General features: G+C 71.4%; 14 protein-coding genes. 8 read left to right on the top strand and 6 right to left on the bottom strand.

Features of this window, described 5'->3' with window-relative positions; translation table 11 throughout:
- The first annotated feature begins 249 nt into the window (after window positions 1-249).
- Genes WME95_RS00100 through WME95_RS00090 form a run of 3 tightly spaced genes read left to right on the top strand, consistent with a single transcriptional unit; the run spans window position 250 to window position 5449 of the window.
- Window positions 250-1671: a hypothetical protein gene (locus WME95_RS00100; RefSeq protein ID WP_437906383.1), complete on the top strand. Its 1422-nt coding sequence runs from the start codon at window positions 250-252 to the stop codon at window positions 1669-1671.
- Window positions 1672-1700: 29 nt separating this feature from the next.
- On the top strand, window positions 1701-3497 hold the full coding sequence (locus WME95_RS00095; protein ID WP_437548424.1) for an ABC transporter ATP-binding protein: 1797 nt from the start codon (window positions 1701-1703) through the stop codon (window positions 3495-3497).
- A 29-nt stretch (window positions 3498-3526) separates the two neighbouring features.
- Window positions 3527-5449 (top strand): ABC transporter ATP-binding protein, encoded by a 1923-nt coding sequence (locus WME95_RS00090; RefSeq protein ID WP_437906382.1) that lies wholly within the window; start codon window positions 3527-3529, stop codon window positions 5447-5449.
- A gap of 11 nt (window positions 5450-5460) precedes the next feature.
- On the opposite strand, the gene WME95_RS00085 is transcribed toward WME95_RS00090, so the two are convergent.
- From WME95_RS00085 to WME95_RS00075, 3 genes are all read right to left on the bottom strand, one after another.
- Complete coding sequence (locus tag WME95_RS00085) at window positions 5461-5973, bottom strand: hypothetical protein (protein WP_437906381.1); 513 nt, start codon at window positions 5971-5973, stop codon at window positions 5461-5463.
- A gap of 66 nt (window positions 5974-6039) precedes the next feature.
- A complete protein-coding gene (hemB, locus tag WME95_RS00080; RefSeq protein WP_437906380.1) occupies window positions 6040-7023 on the bottom strand; it encodes a porphobilinogen synthase in 984 nt (327 codons plus the stop codon).
- Window positions 7024-7251: 228 nt separating this feature from the next.
- Complete coding sequence (locus WME95_RS00075) at window positions 7252-7629, bottom strand: DUF4339 domain-containing protein (RefSeq protein WP_437548418.1); 378 nt, start codon at window positions 7627-7629, stop codon at window positions 7252-7254.
- 202 nt (window positions 7630-7831) lie between these two features.
- Between WME95_RS00075 and cobA the strand changes: the two genes are divergently transcribed.
- Window positions 7832-9436, top strand: coding sequence for a uroporphyrinogen-III C-methyltransferase (gene cobA, locus WME95_RS00070; RefSeq protein ID WP_437906379.1), 1605 nt, complete (start codon window positions 7832-7834; stop codon window positions 9434-9436).
- Between the two features lie 330 nt (window positions 9437-9766).
- Here cobA and WME95_RS00065 read toward each other — a convergent pair whose 3' ends face one another.
- On the bottom strand, window positions 9767-12589 hold the full coding sequence (locus WME95_RS00065; protein ID WP_437906378.1) for an ArnT family glycosyltransferase: 2823 nt from the start codon (window positions 12587-12589) through the stop codon (window positions 9767-9769).
- 97 nt (window positions 12590-12686) lie between these two features.
- Window positions 12687-13553, bottom strand: coding sequence for a response regulator transcription factor (locus WME95_RS00060; protein WP_437906377.1), 867 nt, complete (start codon window positions 13551-13553; stop codon window positions 12687-12689).
- Between the two features lie 299 nt (window positions 13554-13852).
- Between WME95_RS00060 and WME95_RS00055 the strand changes: the two genes are divergently transcribed.
- Complete coding sequence (locus tag WME95_RS00055; protein ID WP_437906376.1) at window positions 13853-14812, top strand: RluA family pseudouridine synthase; 960 nt, start codon at window positions 13853-13855, stop codon at window positions 14810-14812.
- On the opposite strand, the gene hrcA is transcribed toward WME95_RS00055, so the two are convergent.
- Complete coding sequence (gene hrcA, locus WME95_RS00050; protein ID WP_437548409.1) at window positions 14805-15848, bottom strand: heat-inducible transcriptional repressor HrcA; 1044 nt, start codon at window positions 15846-15848, stop codon at window positions 14805-14807. The genes WME95_RS00055 and hrcA overlap by 8 nt on opposite strands.
- A 356-nt stretch (window positions 15849-16204) precedes the next feature.
- Between hrcA and WME95_RS00045 the strand changes: the two genes are divergently transcribed.
- The 3 genes from WME95_RS00045 to WME95_RS00035 all read left to right on the top strand — a co-directional run bounded on the left by WME95_RS00045 (window position 16205) and on the right by WME95_RS00035 (window position 18749).
- Window positions 16205-16999, top strand: a complete 795-nt coding sequence (locus WME95_RS00045; protein ID WP_437548408.1) for a hypothetical protein — start codon at window positions 16205-16207, stop codon at window positions 16997-16999.
- Between the two features lie 77 nt (window positions 17000-17076).
- Window positions 17077-18138 carry a hypothetical protein gene (locus WME95_RS00040; RefSeq protein ID WP_437714927.1) on the top strand — a complete coding sequence of 354 codons (1062 nt, stop codon included), beginning with the start codon at window positions 17077-17079 and terminating at the stop codon, window positions 18136-18138.
- 98 nt (window positions 18139-18236) lie between these two features.
- Entirely contained in the window at window positions 18237-18749 is a 513-nt protein-coding gene (locus WME95_RS00035) for a Fur family transcriptional regulator (protein ID WP_437714926.1), read from the top strand.
- Window positions 18750-18767: the final 18 nt, after the last annotated feature.

The following is an 18767-nucleotide window of genomic DNA, read 5'->3' as shown; positions in this document are numbered from 1 at the left end:
CGGGGTTCTACGTGATATCGGTGGGATCGCCCTCTTGATGGGGCACGGGAGTGCCTACGGTGACATGCTTGTCAGGGCGGTCAAGCGTGCCGCCTCCACGCAACGCCAGGATCGATCGCGCGGCGCGGAGCTTTGATTTCGAAGCTCCTCACGATACCATCCGCGCGACTTTCACGAGGAGCACAGCTCCTCCCGTGACGGACCACGAGCAGCATCCGCCCACGCCGCGCATCGCAACCAGTCGAAGCAATGAGCCATCCCTCCCTGCACCTCACCGCTCGTGACTTCGACGCGTACGCCGCCGAAAAAGCGACCTCGAAGGCCTACTCACGCCCCCGCCTCGAGGTGAAGCAGCGCGCGCTCGCCTGGGCGCGCGGCGTCGTCTCCCGGCTGGCCGAGCTCGGCATCTCGGTCGATGTCCATGGCTCGGACGAGCACCCGTCGATCCGCAACAAGCACCGGGCCGACTGCCAGTGGGTCTTCTTCTGGCGCGACCAGGCGGCGCGCGACGAGCTCGATCGCCTCCTCGACCGCGGCCGCTCGATCTCCGACGCGATCGACGATCCGAGCCCCTTCACGCGGCACGCCTTCCTCGCGCTGCGCATCTCGGAGAGCGAGGTGCAGGTGTGCTTCGCGGTCCACCCGGACGCGAAGGTGGACGTCGACAACCTCCGGGCTCGCCTCTCGGCGACGGAGGAGGCGACGGGCGCTCCAGCCTCGCCGCTCTCCGCCGAGCTCACGAGCGCGCTCCACGCGCTCCCGGAGCAGTTCTCGTTCGGCGCCGCCGGCGGCGATCGCGTCGCCTGCAGCGCGGCCACCTCGGACGCGATCGCCGAGATGCTCCGCCGCGCCGCCGACGGTCAGGTGCCGCTCTGGATCGGCTGGGCGATCCCGCGCGAGACGGCGGTCGAGCACGCCGACATCCTCGATGAGCAGCTCGAGGACGCGCTCGTCGCGCTCGCCCCGATCTACCGGCTCGTCGCGTGGTCGCGCGAGAACGACCGCATCGCGCTCGACCGCAAGCTCGAGGGCATCGAGCAGGAGCGGGCGCGCGCCCACGCCGAGCTCGAGGCCGAGAACGAGCGATGGCGCTCCGAGCAGGCCCGGGCGCGAGAGCGCTCGATGGAGCAGGCTCGAGCGCGCGGCGATGAGCGCGTCGAGGCCGCCCTGCCCGCCCGCCGACCGACCCTGGCGACGCTGTTCAGGGCGCCGAGCAACGCCGGCGCCGGCGCTGGCCGCGGCGGAGAGCCGCGGCCCTCGCTGAAGCGGGTCGGAGAGGGCAACGCCCCGGCCCGGCGAGCGCCGCACGGCGAAGCAGAGCAGCAAGCGAAGTCCGAGGCTCCGCAGAAGCCCTCGACCGATCACGCGCCGCGAGCGCAGCGTGGTCCGTCCGGCGAGCCAGAAGCTGCCGCGAAGGTCGCGCCGGATCCCGCCAAGGGCGGCGTGCTGGAGAAGGGCAGCCGCGTCCGCGTGCGACGAGGCCCCTTCGGCGACAAGATCGGCGTGGTGAGCGAGCTCGATGGGCGCGGAGGCGCGCGCGTCCTGCTCGGCTTGCTCTCGACGAGGCTCGAGCTCGACGATCTCGAGCTCGTGGTCGACGGAAGAGATCGGCCCGCGCTCTCGACGTCGCACCGCAAGCCGCTCGCGCCGACGCCGCGCAAGGCGCGCTGAGCGTCGCCGCGCGGCCCCCCCCCCACGCAATGGTCAAGCGCGATCCCTCAACTTACCCCGTCGGTCTCGGCGCGCAGTTCCGCCACAAGCTTCCGCTCTACCTGACGGGCGCGGCGCTGCTCGCTGCGCAGCAGTTCCTCATGGCCAGGCGAGATTTCCTGGTCAAGGACGCCGTCGACGCCGCCGTGAAGGCGCAGTCGAGCGAGGCCGCGCATGCGGCGCTCCTCATGCTCGCGGTCAGCGTGGGCGCCGCGATCATGCGCGTGTTCTCGCGGGTCACCATCTTCACGGCGGGCCGCAACGTCGAGTACGAGCTCCGGGCGATCCTGCTCGCGCGCCTGCACAAGCTCGGGCCGGCGTTCTTCCGCAAGATGCCGACCGGCGACATCATGAGCCGGGCGACGAACGATCTGACGCAGGTCCGCCTCCTCCTCGGCTTCGGCCTGCTGAACGTCGTGGGCTCGATCTTCGCGTTCACGAGCGCGCTGTACGTGATGCTCCACATCTCGAAGAGGCTCACGCTCGCGGCGCTCCTGACGATGCCCGCGCTGATGCTCGTCACCCGGTCGTTCTCGACCAAGCTCTTCGTCCGCACCCGCGACAACCAGGAGGCGATCGGCGCCATGAGCGACCGCGTCCTCGCGAGCCTCGCCGGGGTCAGGGTCGTCCGATCGTTCGCGCTCGAGGCGTCCGAGATGGCCGCGTTCACGAGCACGAACCAGGGCTACCTCGAGAAGAGCCTCGCGCTCGCCAAGCTGCGCGGCTCCATGGCGCCGCTCATGGGGGCCATCAGCTCCGTCGGCGTGCTCATCGTCTTCTGGTACGGCGGGCGGCTCGTGCTGGAGCAGCAGATGACGCGGGGAGACTTCGTCTCCTTCTGGCTGGCGCTGTTGCGGCTCACCTGGCCGATGCTCGCCCTCGGCTTCGTCGCCGCCATCGTCCAGCGCGGTCGCGCCGGCTACGACCGGCTCAAGGCGATCTTCGAGGCCATCCCCGAGGTCGTGAGCGGCCCGATGCCCTCCCCCGAGGTCGTCCGCGGCGCCATCTCCGTCAAGGACCTGACGTTCTCCCACGGCGCGAGGAAGGTGGTCGACGGCGTGAGCTTCGACGTCGAAGCGGGCGGCTCGCTCGCCATCGTCGGGCGCACCGGCTCGGGCAAGAGCACCATCGCCACGCTGCTCGCCAGGCTCATGCCCACGCCCCGCGGCTCTGTGCTCCTGGACGGCGTCGACATCTGCGACCTGCCGCTCGACACCGTGCGCGCGAGCATCGGCTACGCGCAGCAGGATGCGTTCCTCTTCTCGACGACCGTGGCCCGCAACATCGGCTACTCCCTCGACGATCCGGATTCGCCCGCCGCCTTCGAGACGATCCGCGCGGCCGCCGCCGAGGCCGAGGTGCTGAACGAGGTGCTCTCGCTCCCTGACGGCTTCGATACCGTGGTCGGGGAGCGCGGCGTGCAGCTGTCCGGCGGGCAGCGCCAGCGCGTCGCGCTCGCGCGCGCGCTCGTGCGCGAGCCGAACGTCCTCGTCCTCGACGATCCGCTCTCCGCGGTCGACGCGAAGACCGAGCAGGCCATCCTCGCGGCGATCGAGCGGCAGGCCGCGCGACGGACCGTCATCCTGATCACCCACAGGGTCGCGGCCGCGCGGCGGTGTGACGCGATCGTCGTGCTGGAGCAGGGTCGGGTCGTCGAGCGCGGCACGCACGACGAGCTCGTCCGCGCGGGCGGGATCTACGCGACGTTCGCCGAGGAGCAGCAGCTCGAAGAGGATCTGGCGACCTTCGAGGCGTCGCCGTCCTCCCAACCGGTGGGGCTCTCGTGACACAGCCGGCTCACGGAGACAGCGCGACGATGCGGTCGAAATCGGGCGGCGCCTCGGCCGCGGGTGAGGCGGGCGCGGGTCCGCGGCGGCCGGCGCAGGCGGCGGCGGCCACGGGTCGCGGGGCGACGAAGGCGAGCCGCACGGAGGACGTGCTGAGCCGGTTCCACGAGGAGTCACGGCTCGGCGAGGCGTACGACGCGCGCATGCTGCTGAGGCTGTGGCCGTTCGTGCGCCCGCAGGGCACGCACCTCGCGCTGTCGCTGGCGCTGCTCGTCGTCACGGCGCTGCTGGCGCTGCTGCGCCCGCTCATCATGCGCGACGCGCTCGACGCCTTCGACACGCCCGGCGGGCTCGATCACCTCACGCGCAGCGGCTTGTTGCTCACGGGCGTCATGGTCCTGGAGCAGTCGCTCGCCTTCCCGCAGCTCTACCTGATGCAGCTCGCCGGCGCGCGCGCGATGGCCGACCTGCGCGTGCGCGTCTTCGGCTTCTTGCACACCCGCCGCCTCGGGTTCTTCGATCGCACGCCCGTCGGCCGGCTCGTCACGCGCGTGACGAACGACGTGGACGCGATCGGCGAGATGTTCGCGTCCGGCGCGCTCAACGCGTTCGGCGATCTCCTCCGGCTCGCCGTCATCGTCGCGGTGATGGTGTCGCTCGACTGGCGCATGTCGTTGCTCGCCTTCGCGGCGGTCCCCCCTGTCGCCCTCGGCGTCAACTGGACGCGGCGGCGGATGCGCGACGCGTTCCGCGAGGTGCGGGCGAAGACGGCCCGGATGAACGCGTACCTCAACGAGCAGGTGTCCGGGATGGCCGTCGTGCAGGCCTACGCCCGGGAGGAGCGCTCGGCCGAGGAGTTCGACGAGATCAACGCGGCGTACCGCAACGCGAACAACCGCTCGATCGTGCTCGACGCGACGCTCGACGCCGCCATCGAGATGGTCTCGAGCGTCTGCATCGCCGCGGTGCTCTGGTACGCCGGCGTGAACAGCCTGAAGGACGAGATCTCGTTCGGGACCTTGTTCGCCTTCGTCGCCTACATCGACATGTTCTTCGTCCCGATCCGCGATCTCTCGGCTCGGTACACGCTGCTGCAGTCCGCGATGGCCGGCGCGGAGCGCGTCTTCGAGCTGCTCGACAACAAGGACGAGGACGCGACGGCGGCGGCGACGAGCGGCGGCGGCGCGGCGAGGGCGGCGGACGAGGGCGTCGCGTTCGAGCTCGACAACGTCGGCTTCGGCTACAAGCCGGGCGCGCCCGTGCTGCGGCACGTGTCGATCGCGGCGAGGCGCGGCGAGAAGGTCGCGCTCGTTGGCGCGACCGGCGCCGGCAAGAGCACCGTGGCGTCGCTGCTGCTCCGCCTCTACGACGTCGATGAGGGCGTCGTGCGGGTCTTCGGCCGCGACGTCAGCGCGTACCCTCGCGACGAGCTGCGCCGCCAGTTCGCCGTCGTCCCTCAGGACGTGTTCCTGTTCCCGGGCACGGTGCTCACCAACATCGCGGCCGGCGACGCGATCCCCGATCGGGCCAAGGTGGTGAACGCGCTGAACCGCATCGGCGCCCTCGACCTCTTCGAGCGGCGCGAGGGCGGGCTCGACGCCCCCGTGCTCGAGCGCGGCAGCAACTTCAGCGCTGGCGAGCGCCAGCTGATCGCCTTTGCCCGGGCCCTCTACCGCGACCCGCCGCTCCTCATCCTGGACGAGGCCACGGCCAACGTCGACAGCGACACCGAGGCGCGCCTCCAGCGCGCCCTCGAGGGAGCCATGGAGGGGCGCACCGCGCTGATCATCGCGCACCGCCTCTCGACGATCCGCGCCGTCGATCGCATCGTCGTCTTCCACAAGGGCTGCGTCGTCGAGCAGGGCACGCACGAGGACCTGCTCGCCGCGGGCGGCGTCTACAGCAAGCTCTACCGGCTACAGTTCGCCCGGCAGGCAGCGGCGCACGCCTAGGAGCGCGGGCCCTAGGGCGCCGCGCTCCCACCGCCGGGATCGGCGCCGTCGCCGAAGCACCTGCCGACGACGGTGCCCCCGGCGGCTCCCATCCCATCGCCGTCGCCGTCGGCCCCGCCTCCTGCGGCGCCGGTCGCGCCGTCATCGGCGCCGATCGCGCCCCCGGCGACCACCCGCAGCCAGTACTCGGAGCAGCTGCCGTTGACGACGATCAGGTGCTGGTCGTCCACGCAGGGCACCTCGGCCTGGTTGCCGGCCGCCTGCGCCAGCGTCCCGCCGCTCTTCGTGCCGTCGCGCTCGAACGACAGGTACACCTGCCACCACCGCGGGCGCGCGCCGAGGTGATGCTTGAGCGCGTACCGCATGCCGCCCGGGAAGTAGAGGAGCTCCCCGTCCGGCGCCGAGGTCTCGTAGATACCCCCCTCCGGCGTGGCCTCGACGAACTCGATCGGCGGGTTCGCTTCCTCGGACCGGTCGCACCTGTTCGGCGAGCACCCCGCCGCGAACGCCGCCGACGCGCCCACCGCCCAAGCGGCGGCCCACCTCAAGCGCTGCGCGGCGCTCCCGCCTGCGCCCTGGCTCCGCATCGCTCAGCCGAGCCAGCGCGCGGCGTCGAGCGCGTGGTAGGTGAGGATGAAGTCCGCCCCGGCGCGCCGGATCGACGTCAGCAGCTCGAGCACGGCGCGCTTCTCGTCGATCATTCCGCGCTCCGCGGCCGCCTTGATCATCGCGTACTCGCCGCTGACGTTGTACGCGCCGAGCGGGAGCGTCGTCACCTCGCGCACGCGCGCGATGACGTCGAGGTACGCGAGCGCGGGCTTGACCATGAGCATGTCGGCCCCCTCTTCCTCGTCGAGCGCCGCCTCGCGCAGGCCTTCGCGGGCGTTCCCGGGGTCCATCTGGTAACCCGCCCGGTCGCCGAACTTGGGCGCGCAGTCGGCCGCCTCGCGGAACGGCCCGTAAAAGCCGGACGCGTACTTCACGGCGTAGGAGAGGATCGCCGTCCCCGTCAGCGACTCGGCGTCGAGGGCGCGCCGGATCGCGGCGACCCGGCCGTCCATCATGTCGCTCGGCGCGACCACGTCGGCCCCCGCCTTGGCGTGGACCACGGCCGCCCGCGCGAGCACCTCCAGCGTCGCGTCGTTGTCGACGTCCACCGCCCCGGACGCGTCCTGCCGGAGCAGGCCGCAGTGGCCGTGATCGGTGTACTCGTCCACGCACACGTCGGTGATCACGAGCAGCTCCGGCACGGCCTCCTTCATCGCCTTCACGGCGCGCGGCACGGGCCCGTCCGGGTCGTAAGCGCTCGTGCCCGACGCATCCTTGATGCGCGGGAGCCCGAACAGGATCGTCCCGCCGATGCCGAGCTCCTTGCAGAGCCGCGCCTGCGCTGCCGCGGCGCTCACGGGCAGCTGCGAGACCCCCGGCATCGTCCCGACCGGCCGAGGCGCGTCGAGCGCCTCGTTGAAGAAGAGGGGGAGGATGAAATCTCCCGGATGGAGGGTTGTCTCGCGCACCAGGGCGCGGAGGGCGGGCGAGCGACGGAGCCGGCGCGGTCTCTTCGTGGGGAACACGGCGGCGGAGCATAGCAGCCCTGCGCCCGCGTGAGCCGCTCCGGTCCAGAGGAGCGCGCGATCCGTGGATCGCCTGGGCGCTGCGAATCGGTTAGTGTTCGCAGTGTTCGCAGTGTTCGCCCGAAACCGCCAACATGAGAACGGCCCTCCACCTCCCGTTTTGCGGCCGCGCTCGCCCCGCCGCGCGCGGAGCCCGCGCCGGGCGCGGCCCGCGCGCGCAGCCATCGCTCAGCGGTGGGCCGCTCCAGAGCGCGCGGCCGAGCGCGCCGCCGGGCCGGGGCGCGGCGTCATCGGCTGGGGCGCCTGCTGGGACGACAGCGGAAGCGTGTCGTCGTCGTCATCCGCTGCCGAGCCCTCTTCCGGCTGCTCCGCAGGCGTCGCCGTGGCGGCGACCGTGACCGTTGCAATGTCGGACAGCGGGCACCACACGGTCCATGCCTCATTGCGGACGAAGCTATCGAGGGGGACCACTCCGCTCTCGATGCCCCGCGCGAGCTGGTCGAGCTTGACCGGCCCGACCGAGCGCTCCCCATTGGTGACGTACCATCGGTCCGGAAAGCCGCGCTCCGAGCTCAGCAGCTCCTCGACCAGTTTCACAGATCTCATCGAATGGACTCCAGAAACCGCCGGACGTTGAATCGACCGGAGCGATTCTAATCGCATAACGCACCGGGTCAACATCACTGCAGAATCGCTATGACAATCAACGTCTGTCATGCATGAACGAGAGAATGACGGGAGTTTGACTGTGTTTCCGAGGCGTAACGATCCTTCCGAGGAGGGCCCCGGCGCGGCGGCTGCGGGGGCAATGAACGACGGAGCGCCGGGCGCGGCGAGGCCAGGCGTCGTGTACCTGGTCGGCGCCGGCCCGGGGGATCCGGGGCTCCTCACGCTGCGCGGCGCAGAGCTCCTCACCACGGCAGACGTCGTGCTACACGACGAGCTCGTCCACCCCGCGCTGCTCGACCGCGTGCGGGAAGGCGCCGACGTGCGCTCGGTCGGCAAGCGCGGCGGCGATCGGGTGGTGAAGGACGCGAAGCAGGCGGAGATCGACGCGGAGCTCGTCGCGCTCGGCCTCGCGGGCCGCAGCGTCGTTCGCTTGAAGGGCGGCGATCCGTTCCTCTTCGGGCGTGGCTCGGAGGAGGCGGAGGCGCTCGCGCGGGCCGGGGTGCCGTTCGAGGTCGTACCGGGTGTCTGCTCTCCGCTCGGCGCGACGGCCTACGCCGGCATCTCGCTGACGCACCGGCACATCGCCTCCAGCGTGATGATCGTCAGCGGCGTCACCCGGGCTGGCAGATCCTTCGACTGGAGCGAGCTCGCCTCCGTCCGCGGGACCATCTGCGTCCTGATGGGCATGCAGGCCCTCGACGCGGTGGTCGCGGGGCTGATGGGGCCGGGGCGCCGCGATCCCGCGACGCCGGCGGCGGCGATCCAGTGGGGGACGCGGGCCGATCAGCGCGTCGTCTCCAGCCGCCTCGACGACCTGCCTCGCCGCGTGAAGGAGGCAGGGATCGAGAGCCCAGCGGTCATCGTCGTCGGCGCCGTCACCGGCCTGCGCGACACGCTCCGCTGGTTCGATCGGAAGCCGCTCTTCGGCAAGCGCGTGCTCGTGACCCGGCCGCGCCACCAGGCGCGCTCGACGTCGAGGCTCGTGCGCCTCCGCGGCGGCGAGGCGGTGGAGCTCCCGACCATCGAGATCCACCCGCCCCCCGACCCCGCGCGCGTCACCGAGGCTGTCCGCGGCCTCTCCGGCTACCACGCCGTCGTCTTCACGAGCGAGAACGGGGTGGCCTGCTTCTTCAAGGAGATGGAGCGGCTCGGCCTGGACGCGCGCGCCTTCGGCCCCGCGCGCCTCGCCGCGATCGGCGTCGGGACCGCCGCCGCGCTCGCCGCGCGCGGCGTCCGCGCCGACATCGTCCCGCGGGAGTTCCGCGGCGAGGAGCTCGCGGAGGCCATCCTGGCCGACCCGGTGCTGGCCGGACGCCGGGCGGCGTCCCCTCGAATCCGCGTGCTCCTCGCCCGCGCGCTGGTCGCCCGCGAGGTGCTCCCCGAGCGCCTCCGCGCCGCCGGTTGCGAGGTCGATGTCGTGCCTGTCTACGAGACCCGCCCTGCGTCGGCCGGCCGCCGCGAAGAGCTGCTCGGGGCGCTCTCGGCGGGCGCGATCGACGTCGTGCTGCTCACCTCGAGCAGCACCGTCGACAGCCTCTGCGATCTCCTCGGCGAGGGCGCCGCAGCGCGCCTCGAGCGCGTGCTCCTCGCGAGCATCGGGCCGATCACGACCGCGACCGCCGAGAAGCGGGGGCTCCGGATCGGCGTGACCGCGGAGGTCAGCACCACAGCAGGTCTCCTGGACGCGCTGGATCGACATTTCACTGCAATGCAAGCGACCCCTGGGGGCGCCGGGAGCGAATGAGCTGGTCGCACGATGTGCGGCCGGCGCAGCTGCGGAAATAAAGAGAGCGTCGCAGCGGACCTGGGGGGGAAAGGTCTCCGCCGCGACGCTCGATTCCAGGGGAAAGCAGGGCGCGTGCCTGCGACTTCTTCAAGTGGATTCAGGTACTTAGGACGTCCTGGCAGGAGTCCCCTTGCGCTGCTGCGCCGCCACGGCGACAGAGATGCAAGGACACTCCTGATTCAGCATGACCGTCGAACATCGACAGCGGCTTTCCCAAAGCCGGAGCAGGCGTACAGCGTCACAGCCGGACAGCGCTTGTGAGATGAGCGCCCTCCGGCGCCGCTCCGCTCACTCGAACGTCGCTCGCACCACGAGGAACTTGTTGTTGAGCTCGAGGGAAGTGAGCTTCTCGAAGATGCGAGGGCTGCCGAGCTCGTTCGACAAGGAGCCCGTGCGTCCGTGCTCGGTGACGAAGTAGAAGGTCTTCACCCCCTTCTTCTTCTGCTCATTGATGTAATCCTGGAACTTCTTGCCGCTCGACACGAAGGCCGCCAGCCGGTTGCCGGCATAGAAGTTCTCGCCCTTCCAGTTCAGCTGGTAAGCGACGAGCGGCCCCGGGATCTGCTGATTCGCGCGCACGTAGGCGAGCAACGTCTCGCGTTGCCCCCAGTGAGGCGACGTCCGCACGAAGTACACGTCGATGCCCCACGCCGTGAACACGACGGCGAGCGAGAGGAGCGCGTAGACGACGTGGCGGCGCCAGCGCGCGACCATCAGCAGCAAGCACAGGGCAGCCGCGGCGGCGGTGAAGGCCCACAGGGCCGCGGAGAAGTCGAGCGACTGCGGCCAGGGGCGCTTGTAATTGTACGTGAACAGGTGCAGCAGCCTGGCCTGGCTCGGCTGTCCCTCGCGCACCATCGCGAGATCGCGCCCGACGAGGAACACGAGGAGCGCAGCGCCGAGCGCGACGGCGCCGAGCATCGCGCGCTCGTAGCTGACCACCGCGGCGGAGCGCGCCGACTGCACCGGCGAGGAGGCGCCGATCGAGCGGCGCGCGAGCCCTCCCGCGCGGCCGTCGAGGCGCAGCATGTCGTCGAGCAGGATCCCCGTGAGCATCGCCGCCGGCGGGACGGCCGGCAGGATGTAGTGATGGAACTTCGTCAGCATCAGCGAGAACAGCGCGAAGCCGAAGAGGAACCACATCGCCAGGAACACCGAGGCGTCGCCCTGGCGGACGTCGGCCGAGCCGCGCTCCCCCGGCGCCGCCCCGTCGCGCCGCCTGAGCCACCACACGAGCGACGCGGGCACGAGCCCGGTCCACGGGAACATCGCGTAGCCGAGCTGCCACACGTAATAGCGGAAGCTCACGTCGTCGCCCTCGTTCGTGTCGTGGACGTGGGTGAAGGCGCGCTTGAACATGTCGTGGAACAGGAGCCTGTCGGTGAACGGCTGGCCGTGCCGCGCGTACATCGCGACGAACCAGGGCAACGCGACGCACGCGAGCACGAGCAGCCCGACGGGGATCTCCATCTTGAGCACGTCGCGGTACCGGCGGGAGACGACGACGTAGCCGAGCGCGCAGAGCACCGGGAGCCCGAAGCCGGCCGGCCCCTTGGCCATCGTGGACAGGGCAGCGAAGAACCACGCCGCGAGGAAGAGGAGCCGCTGGACGCGCCGCTCGCCCCAGCTGGCGTACAGGACGATCGCGAGCGTCTGCATCCAGACGAGCGCCTGGAGCGCAGGCTGAAGGCCGGGGAGCACGGGCAACACCGACCGGCAGGCCTCGTTGCCGGGCAGACCGCAGTTGCCCGGTGAGCCCGAGCTGAAGACGTCGCCGCGGAAGTGGAGGCCGAAGGGCGAAAGGCCGATCTCGACGTGACGCGAGAGCAGGTAGAGGATCTGCGGCAGCGCGCAGGCGAGGATCGCCCCCAGCACGAGGTGATAGGCGGAGAGGCCCACCTTGAGCGGGCCGAGATCCACCTCGTAGACGCGCGCCTCCTCCGCGTCGTCGGTGTGGATGCCGAGCAGGAGGAGCGCCATCGCCGCGGCCATCGTCGCGACGAACGGCATGTCGGTCATGGTCTGGTGGGAGACCAGGAACCACTGCGGCATCGTGGCGAGGACGAGCCCCGCGAGCAGCCCCGCGCGGCGGCTGAAGATCCGCGAGACGGCCTTGTAGAGGAGATAAACGGCGATGAGCGTCAGCGCGAAGACGGGGAGCCTGACGGCCCACTCGGGCCACGGGGTGCGCCCCTCGGCGGCCGCCGAGAGCATCTCGCCCGAGCGGTAGCGGACGCCGAACGCGGCCATCGCGAGCGCCTGCATCCAGAAGTCGAGCACCGGCTTCGACCAGAACCAGCCGTCCTGCGCCCACCAGAGCGAGATCCAGTCGTTCCTGGCCAGGATCTCGCGCGCGACCTCGCCGTAGTGCGTCTCCCAGGGATCGGTGAGCGAGTGGCTCCCGAGCATGGGCAGGTAGAGCAGCGTCACGACGGCGACGAGCCAGAAGCCGTGCCGCCGGCCGAGGGGGCGCGGAGCTCCCGCCTCGTCGACGCGGCAGGGGCCGAGGCGCTCGCCGAACCGGAACGCGCCGATGACCGCCGTGAGAAACGCGGCGGGGACGGCGATGGCGGGCACCGCCAGCGAGAGCAGCGTCGGCGCGCCGTCCGACGAGGGGGGGCTCGGCGAGAAGAAGCCCGCGACGCTCAGCGTGATCAGGACGAAGAGCGCGACGAGCCCACCACCAAGCAACGCGAGCGGGCCGAGGAGGTCGTGGATCCCGACGCGCGTGGCGACGCGCTCGGGGGGATCGTCGAACGTGCCGAGCAGATCGAGCAGACCGGCCGCCGCGATGGCGACGCCGAGCGCGCCGATCGGGACACCCCAGCGCAGCTGAGGCGCGAGCGCCATCACGACGAACGTGAGGAGGGCGCCCGCGGCGGACACGGCAGCGCCACGCCAGCGGAGCGGGTTGCCCTGCGGCACGAGGCGAGCCTCCTCGGCGTCGGCCGCGACACCGGCCATCCCGACCCTGCCGTGGCTCTCTGCCGACCCGTCGCCAGCGGAAGGCGCGCAGGGCTCAGGAGCGCTCGGGCTCTCCAGATCGCCCGCGGCCGTCCCGTCGCGGGTGTCCGCGGGCGCACCGCTGCGTTTGTCGTGTGTGTCGTTCATGGGCTGCGCCAACCGCGGAACGAGGCGCGGCCCTGGCGTAGCAACTCCAGGTCGCCGGACAAAGCAGCCACGGCCAGGCAGCGGCCGCGGTGGGCGCCTACTTCGTCAGGCGCGCGATCTCTTCCTTGATGATCGTCTCGGCGAGCACCGGCACGACCTCCCACACGACGCGCTCCACGACGTCGCGGGACAGCGCCATCACGGCCTCCACCTGCTCGGAGGTGAGGCCGAGGCCCTCGAGCTTGCTCGCCATCTGGCCGTTGACCTGCGCGGAGGCGGTCGCAGCGACGGCGGCAGGCCCCGTCGCGGTCTTCGGCACGCCGGACACCGGCGTCGGCGAGAAGGCCATCGTCGTCGTGACCGGCACGTTCGCCGAGCCGCCCGGCGCCGTCTTGACGGAGGCCTGGGCCGGCACAGCGCTCGTGGCCGGCGCGTTGGGCGTGTAGATGAGGGTCTTCGCGCGCTGGAGCGGGCTCGCTGCCGCCTGCTGCGCGGCGGCCGCGGGCTGAGCGGCGGCTGCGGCGGGCTGCGCCGCAGGAGAGCGCGCGGGCGCAGGCGCCGCGGCAGCAGGGGCCGCCGCGGCGGCGGGCTTCGCTTCGCCGCGCGACGCCAGCAGCTTCTTGACCTTGTCGATCATCTGCTGGGTGTCGAACGGCTTGTCCATGTGATCGTCCGCTTGCGCGCCCGATCCCTTCGCGGGGTCGAACGGGTTCTGCTTGGACGACAGGATCAGGACGGGCGTCGCCGGTGAGGCCTGCTTGATCGCCTTGCACAGCTCGTAGCCGTTCTTCGGCTCGAGCGTGACGTCGGCGATCACCAGGTCGGGTTTATCGCTCTTGAGCTTCTGCAGCGCAGCGTCGGCGCTGCTCGCCGTCACGACGCGGAAATCCTGACCCGCAAAGGTGATTTCGAGCACTTTGCGCATGGTCACGCTGTCGTCTACGGCGAGAAGGGTGCTGGCCACGAACGGGTCTCCTCTCAGATGGCGAGAAAGCGGCGACGGCTCTGGATATCTTCGGCCCCCGTCGCGCGATGTGTCAACATTCGCGGTGTATTTCGCCCCCGCGGGCCCCGCGGAGGCGCGTTTTTCCGCGCCGGTAGAGCCCGGTCCCACGCTGGTGGGCGGAGCCGAGGCGCCCCGCTGAGCTCTACATGCGTCCGCTCCGACCCGCCACTCCGCCGAGCCACGAAGACAAAACCGCCAAAACGACCGGGGTCCACCCGGCCGCCCAGGTAAGACCTCCGCAGGATGGCCGCTGGACGGTGCCCGCCGAGCTGGATCGGCGTCCGCTGGACGGGGCCGTCCGTGCGCTGGCCGAGGTCTCGTGGTCCGACGCGCGCCGGTTGATCGAGACCGGCAAGGTGCTTGTCGGGAGCGCGGTGGCGACGAGCGCCCGTCGGCGGGTGCTCGGCGGGGAGCTGATCGAGGTCCGCCTGCACGCGCCGAGGCCCGAGACCGTGCGGCGGCGCAAGCTCGAGGGCGAGCTCGTGGTCTACGCGGACGCGAGCGTCGTCGTGGTGAACAAGCCCGCCGGGGTGAGCACCATCCCGTTCGGCGACGAGGATCCCGCGGAGCAGGCCGCGACCCTCGACGCGCTGGTGCGCGAGGTGCTGGCCAGGCGCGACCGCCTGCGCGGGCGCGCGCCGCTCGGCGTGGTGCAGCGCCTCGACAAGGGGACGAGCGGGCTGCTGGTCTTCGCGCGGACGCTCGCCGCGAAGAAGCACCTCGCGCAGCAGCTCCGCGTCCGCGCGATGCACCGGCAGTACCTGGCGCTCGCGCACGGCGCCGTCCCGCGCGGCACCTACCGCAGCTACCTCGTCGAGGATCGGGGCGACGGGCTGCGCGGCTCGGCGCGCGACGGGCGGCGCGAGGGGCAGCTCGCGGTGACGCACGTGGAGCCGATCGAGGTGCTCCGAGGGCCGCAGGAGGGAGCCGGCGCCGGGGGCGTGACGCTCGTCGCGTGCCGGCTCGAGACGGGACGCACGCACCAGATCCGCATCCACCTCGCGGAGGCCGGGCACCCGCTCGTCGGCGAGACGGTCTACGTGCGGGACTACCGCGGGACGAAGATCCCGGCCGCGCGGTTGATGCTCCACGCGGCCGAGCTCGGCTTCAACCACCCGGCCGACGATCGGCCGATGCGCTTCCAGGCGCCGCCGCCCCCGGACTTCGACGACGTGCTCGAGCGGCTCCGCGCGCCGCAGCGGAGGGGCGCTACTTGACCTTGCCGCGGACCTCGGTCATCGCCGCGGCCGTGGCGTCGACCAGCGGCATGACCTTCGCGTAGTCCATCCGCGTCGGGCCGAGCACGCCCACGGTCCCGGCGACGCGGCCGTTCTCCATGTACGGCGCAGCGACGAGGCTGAGCTGGCCTCCGCCAAGGTCGCCCGCCTCGCTGCCGACGAACACGGTGACCTCACCCGCGCCGGCGGCGAGCGTCCGGTCGAGCAGATCGACGAGCTCCTCGCGCTCCTCGAGCGCCTTCATCAGCTTCTTGAGCCGGTCGACGTCGGCGTACTCAGGCAGATCGATCAGGCGGTTCTGCCCCTCGATGACGACCTCGCTCCGCCGGGTCACGTCGGCCGTCGCCTTGCTGCCGAGCTCGAAGGCGCGGCGCCTCAGCGCGTCGATCTGGAGGCGCTCGTCCGCGAGGCGGCGGGCGAACAGGTCCCGGATCTCGCCCAGGGTGCGCCCCTCGATGACGTCGGTGAGCAGGTTGTGGATCCGGGTGAGCTCGCCCTCGTTGATCGCCTCGTCGGCCGAGATGAAGCGGTTCGCGACCGAGCCGTCGGCGAAGACGAGCACCGCGAGCAGCTGCCCGGGCTTGGTCGGGATGAAGCGCAGCTGGGCGAGGGCGCGGAGCTCCGCCCGCGGCGCCGCGACGACCGCCGCGGCGCCGGACAGCTCCGAGAGGTAGCGCCCGGTCTCGCGGAGCGGATCGTTCGCCCCCGCGTAGATCTCGGTGAACCTCGCGCTCAGCTCGGCCTGCTGCTCGGGGGACAGCGACCGGAGCTCGACGAGCGCGTCGATGAACAGCCGGAGCGCGCGATCGGTCGGGATCCGCCCGGCAGAGGTGTGCGGCTGGTGGAGGTACCCCGCCTCCTCGAGGTCGGCGAGCACGTTGCGGATCGAGGCAGCCGAGAGATCCAGCCCGTACTTCCGGGCGAGCGTCCTGCTGCCAACTGGGTCGCCCGTTGCGATGAACTCGGTGACCGCGGCGAAAAGGATCTTTCGAGCTCGGTTGGAAAGATCACCCATGTCAGTTGCATGCAGCGCACAAGCGCGCCGCGGTGGCTACCTGGACCAGGGACCGCCCGGACCGGGAAGCCATGCGGGCCGGACCTTCGCTCCCGTACGTCAAGCTGCGCGTGCGGGCGCTTGACCCACGGACGCGCATGCGACCCATTTTGAGGGGATCGCGCGGCCCGGTCAAATGTCGCGGTAGGATCGGGCAGTAGCCACTGGCCACCCCGCGCACGAGGGCCCCGCTCCACCGGATGGCGGCGCGGCCGGCCGCCACTCGGCCACGTGGTCGTGGTCGTGGTCGTGGTCACTTGCCCCCCCCCCCGAGAGGGTCGGCCTGCCTTGCTTCGCACGAGGGATGTACCGCAACGATGCCGCCCGCACGCCATGCCGCCGCTGCCTGCGCGCTCGCCCTCGCGCTCGGCCCCCTCGCCGTCGCGCCGAGCGCGCAGGGCAAGCCGAAGGTCAGGTACCATCAGGACTGGGCGAAGCACCCGTCGGCGCGCTACGCGGCGATGAGCGCGGAGCAATGCCGTGCGGCGCTCACGCAGCGGAAGATCGCGTTCCAGCCGGTGCAGCGCGCGCCGGGCGTGCTCGCTCCGGTGCGGCTGATGCATGGGGTCGGCGGGGTCCTCTACCGGACGGCGCTGCCGGCCCATCAACGCGCGGGAAACCCGCACGACGTCTTCGACTGCCGCCTCGCGCTGGCGCTCTCGGACTTCAGCCGGATCCTCCGCGCGCACGACATCGACGAGGTGCTGATGTTCTCGGCCTGGCGGCCTCCGGCCAGGATGTGGCCCGAGGGCAGGCTCGCCACGAGGCACCCCGGCGGGCTCGCGATCGACCCCTACAGGTTCGTCAAGGAGCGCGTCGGCGGCGGGTTCGCGGAGGACTGGCTCGAGGTGGAGCGCGACTTCGTCGGCAGGCGCGGCGCGCCGGTCTGCGGCGAGAGCGCCCGCCCGACCGGGCGGCCCCGCGGGGCCGGCAAGGGGGCGGGCAGCGGCCCTCCAGCGGACGCGGCGGCGCGAGAGCTGCGATCCATCGTGTGCGAGGCCGTGGACCAGCACATCTTCACGTCGATCCTCACGCCCAACTACGACCGGGCGCACAAAAATCACCTGCATCTCGAGGTGACCCCCGGCGTCCAATGGCATCTCGTGCGCTGATCCGGGAGGGGCCGTCCTCCGTCCTCCCGCGCGCAAACCCGCTCTCCCTTCGAGGTCGACCCGCTATGTTAGCCCGCGTGCCCGCACGAAGACCCCCGCTCTCCCGCGCGTCCGCCGCGCTGGCGCTCGCCGCCGTCGCGCTGTCGTTCACGTTCGTCGGCTGCCCCTGCGTCAGCGGTCCCGTGAACGCGAGCCCCGCCCTCCGCTGGTTCCTGTTCTCGAACTTCGGCGCCAGCAAGATCTGCCCCGAGATGCTGAAGAGCGGGGTCTCGCTGCGCCTGCAGGACAGATCGGCGTCCATGGGGCGGTTCTTCCCGATGCAGTGCTCGTACGACGTCAACGACGCGGCCCAGACGATCACCGTCCACATCGCCGGCACCGGCTACGGCTACATGCAGCCGGCCAAGCGGGTGGGCTTCTCGCTCACGACGTCCGTCGAGTACCGACCCGACTTCCAGCTCGCGGACGATAACGTCTACGTGTGGGGACGGCTGAACCGGATCGTGCAAGGCCCCAGCTTCCAGCTGGGCTACGTCGAGAACCCGGTCATCGACGTGATGGCCAACGTCCCGCCGTTCGGAGGGCTCGCCAACCTGCTCGGCAACCAGATCGTCGCTGGCGAGCTGACCCGAGGGTTCACCGTCCTCTACAACGAGGAGACCGGGAAGGACTTCACGCTGGGGATCCTCATGCCGCCCCAGCGACCGCACCACCCGTTCGAGGCGGAGGACGAGGAGCGGTACACGTTCGCGAACGAGACCGTCGAGGTGTACGCGAACCAGCGCGACTACCTCGGGCCGTTCGAGGTCGCCGACTCGGACCAGGCGCTCTACCTCAAGGTCAGCGCGCAGGGCGCGCCCGTGGACCTCATGATCGTCGACAAGCCCACCGGCGACGCGTGGCGCGAGGCGTACCAGACCGGCAAGCCGCTCGGCCCCCCGCCAGGCCCGGTGCAGGCAGGCGGCCCTCTCCAGCCCGGGATCATCGAGACCCGCCGCTACGCGCTGCGCCCGGGCCTCTACTACGTCGTCATCGACAACACGGCGGCGGCCGGCCTGGTCGCGCCTCCCATCACGCTGCTCAGCCCCCTCGGAGGTTCGGCGGCTCAGATCAGCTACATGGCGCAGGTCGGCGAGTAGCGCCGACGAGCGGGGCGCGGGCAGCATCGGCGAGGCCGCGCCACGTGGGCGCGGTCACCGGCCTTGACGCGGTTCGCCGCGAACGGGATAAACTTGCCATGGCCGTCATGGAGAGAGAGGGGAGCAGCGCCAGCCACGTGGACGAAATTGCCCTCGACCGGCTCCGCGCTCGCCTCCAGGCGTACATGGCGAAGAAGGGGCTGAGATCGACGGCGCAGCGCCGGCTGATCGTCGACACGTTCTTCTCCGGCGCCCCGCACATGACCATCGAGGACCTGCTCGCGGAGGTGCGCGCGCACGACCGAGGCATCGGGTACGCGACGGTGTACCGCACGCTCAAGCTGCTCGCGGAGTGCGGCGTGGCCTCCGAGCGACGGTTCGGGGACGGCCTTAGTCGCTACGAGCTGGCGGACGACGCCAGCGCGCACCACGACCACCTGATCTGCGTCAACTGCGGGAAGATCATCGAGTTCGAGGAGCCGCGGATCGAGGCGCTCCAGGAAGAGATCGCCGCGAAGTACGGCTTCGACGTGACCTGGCACAAGCACGAGATGTACGGCGTCTGCGCGGACTGCCGCGACGCCAAGGACACCACGCCCGACGTCTCGTAGCCCGCCCCGGCGCGGCGA

The sequence above is a fragment of the Sorangium sp. So ce327 genome (assembly GCF_051530205.1).
GTDB lineage: Bacteria > Myxococcota_A > Polyangia > Polyangiales > Polyangiaceae > Sorangium > Sorangium cellulosum_B.
This window is presented reverse-complemented; position numbering and strand designations above follow the sequence as displayed.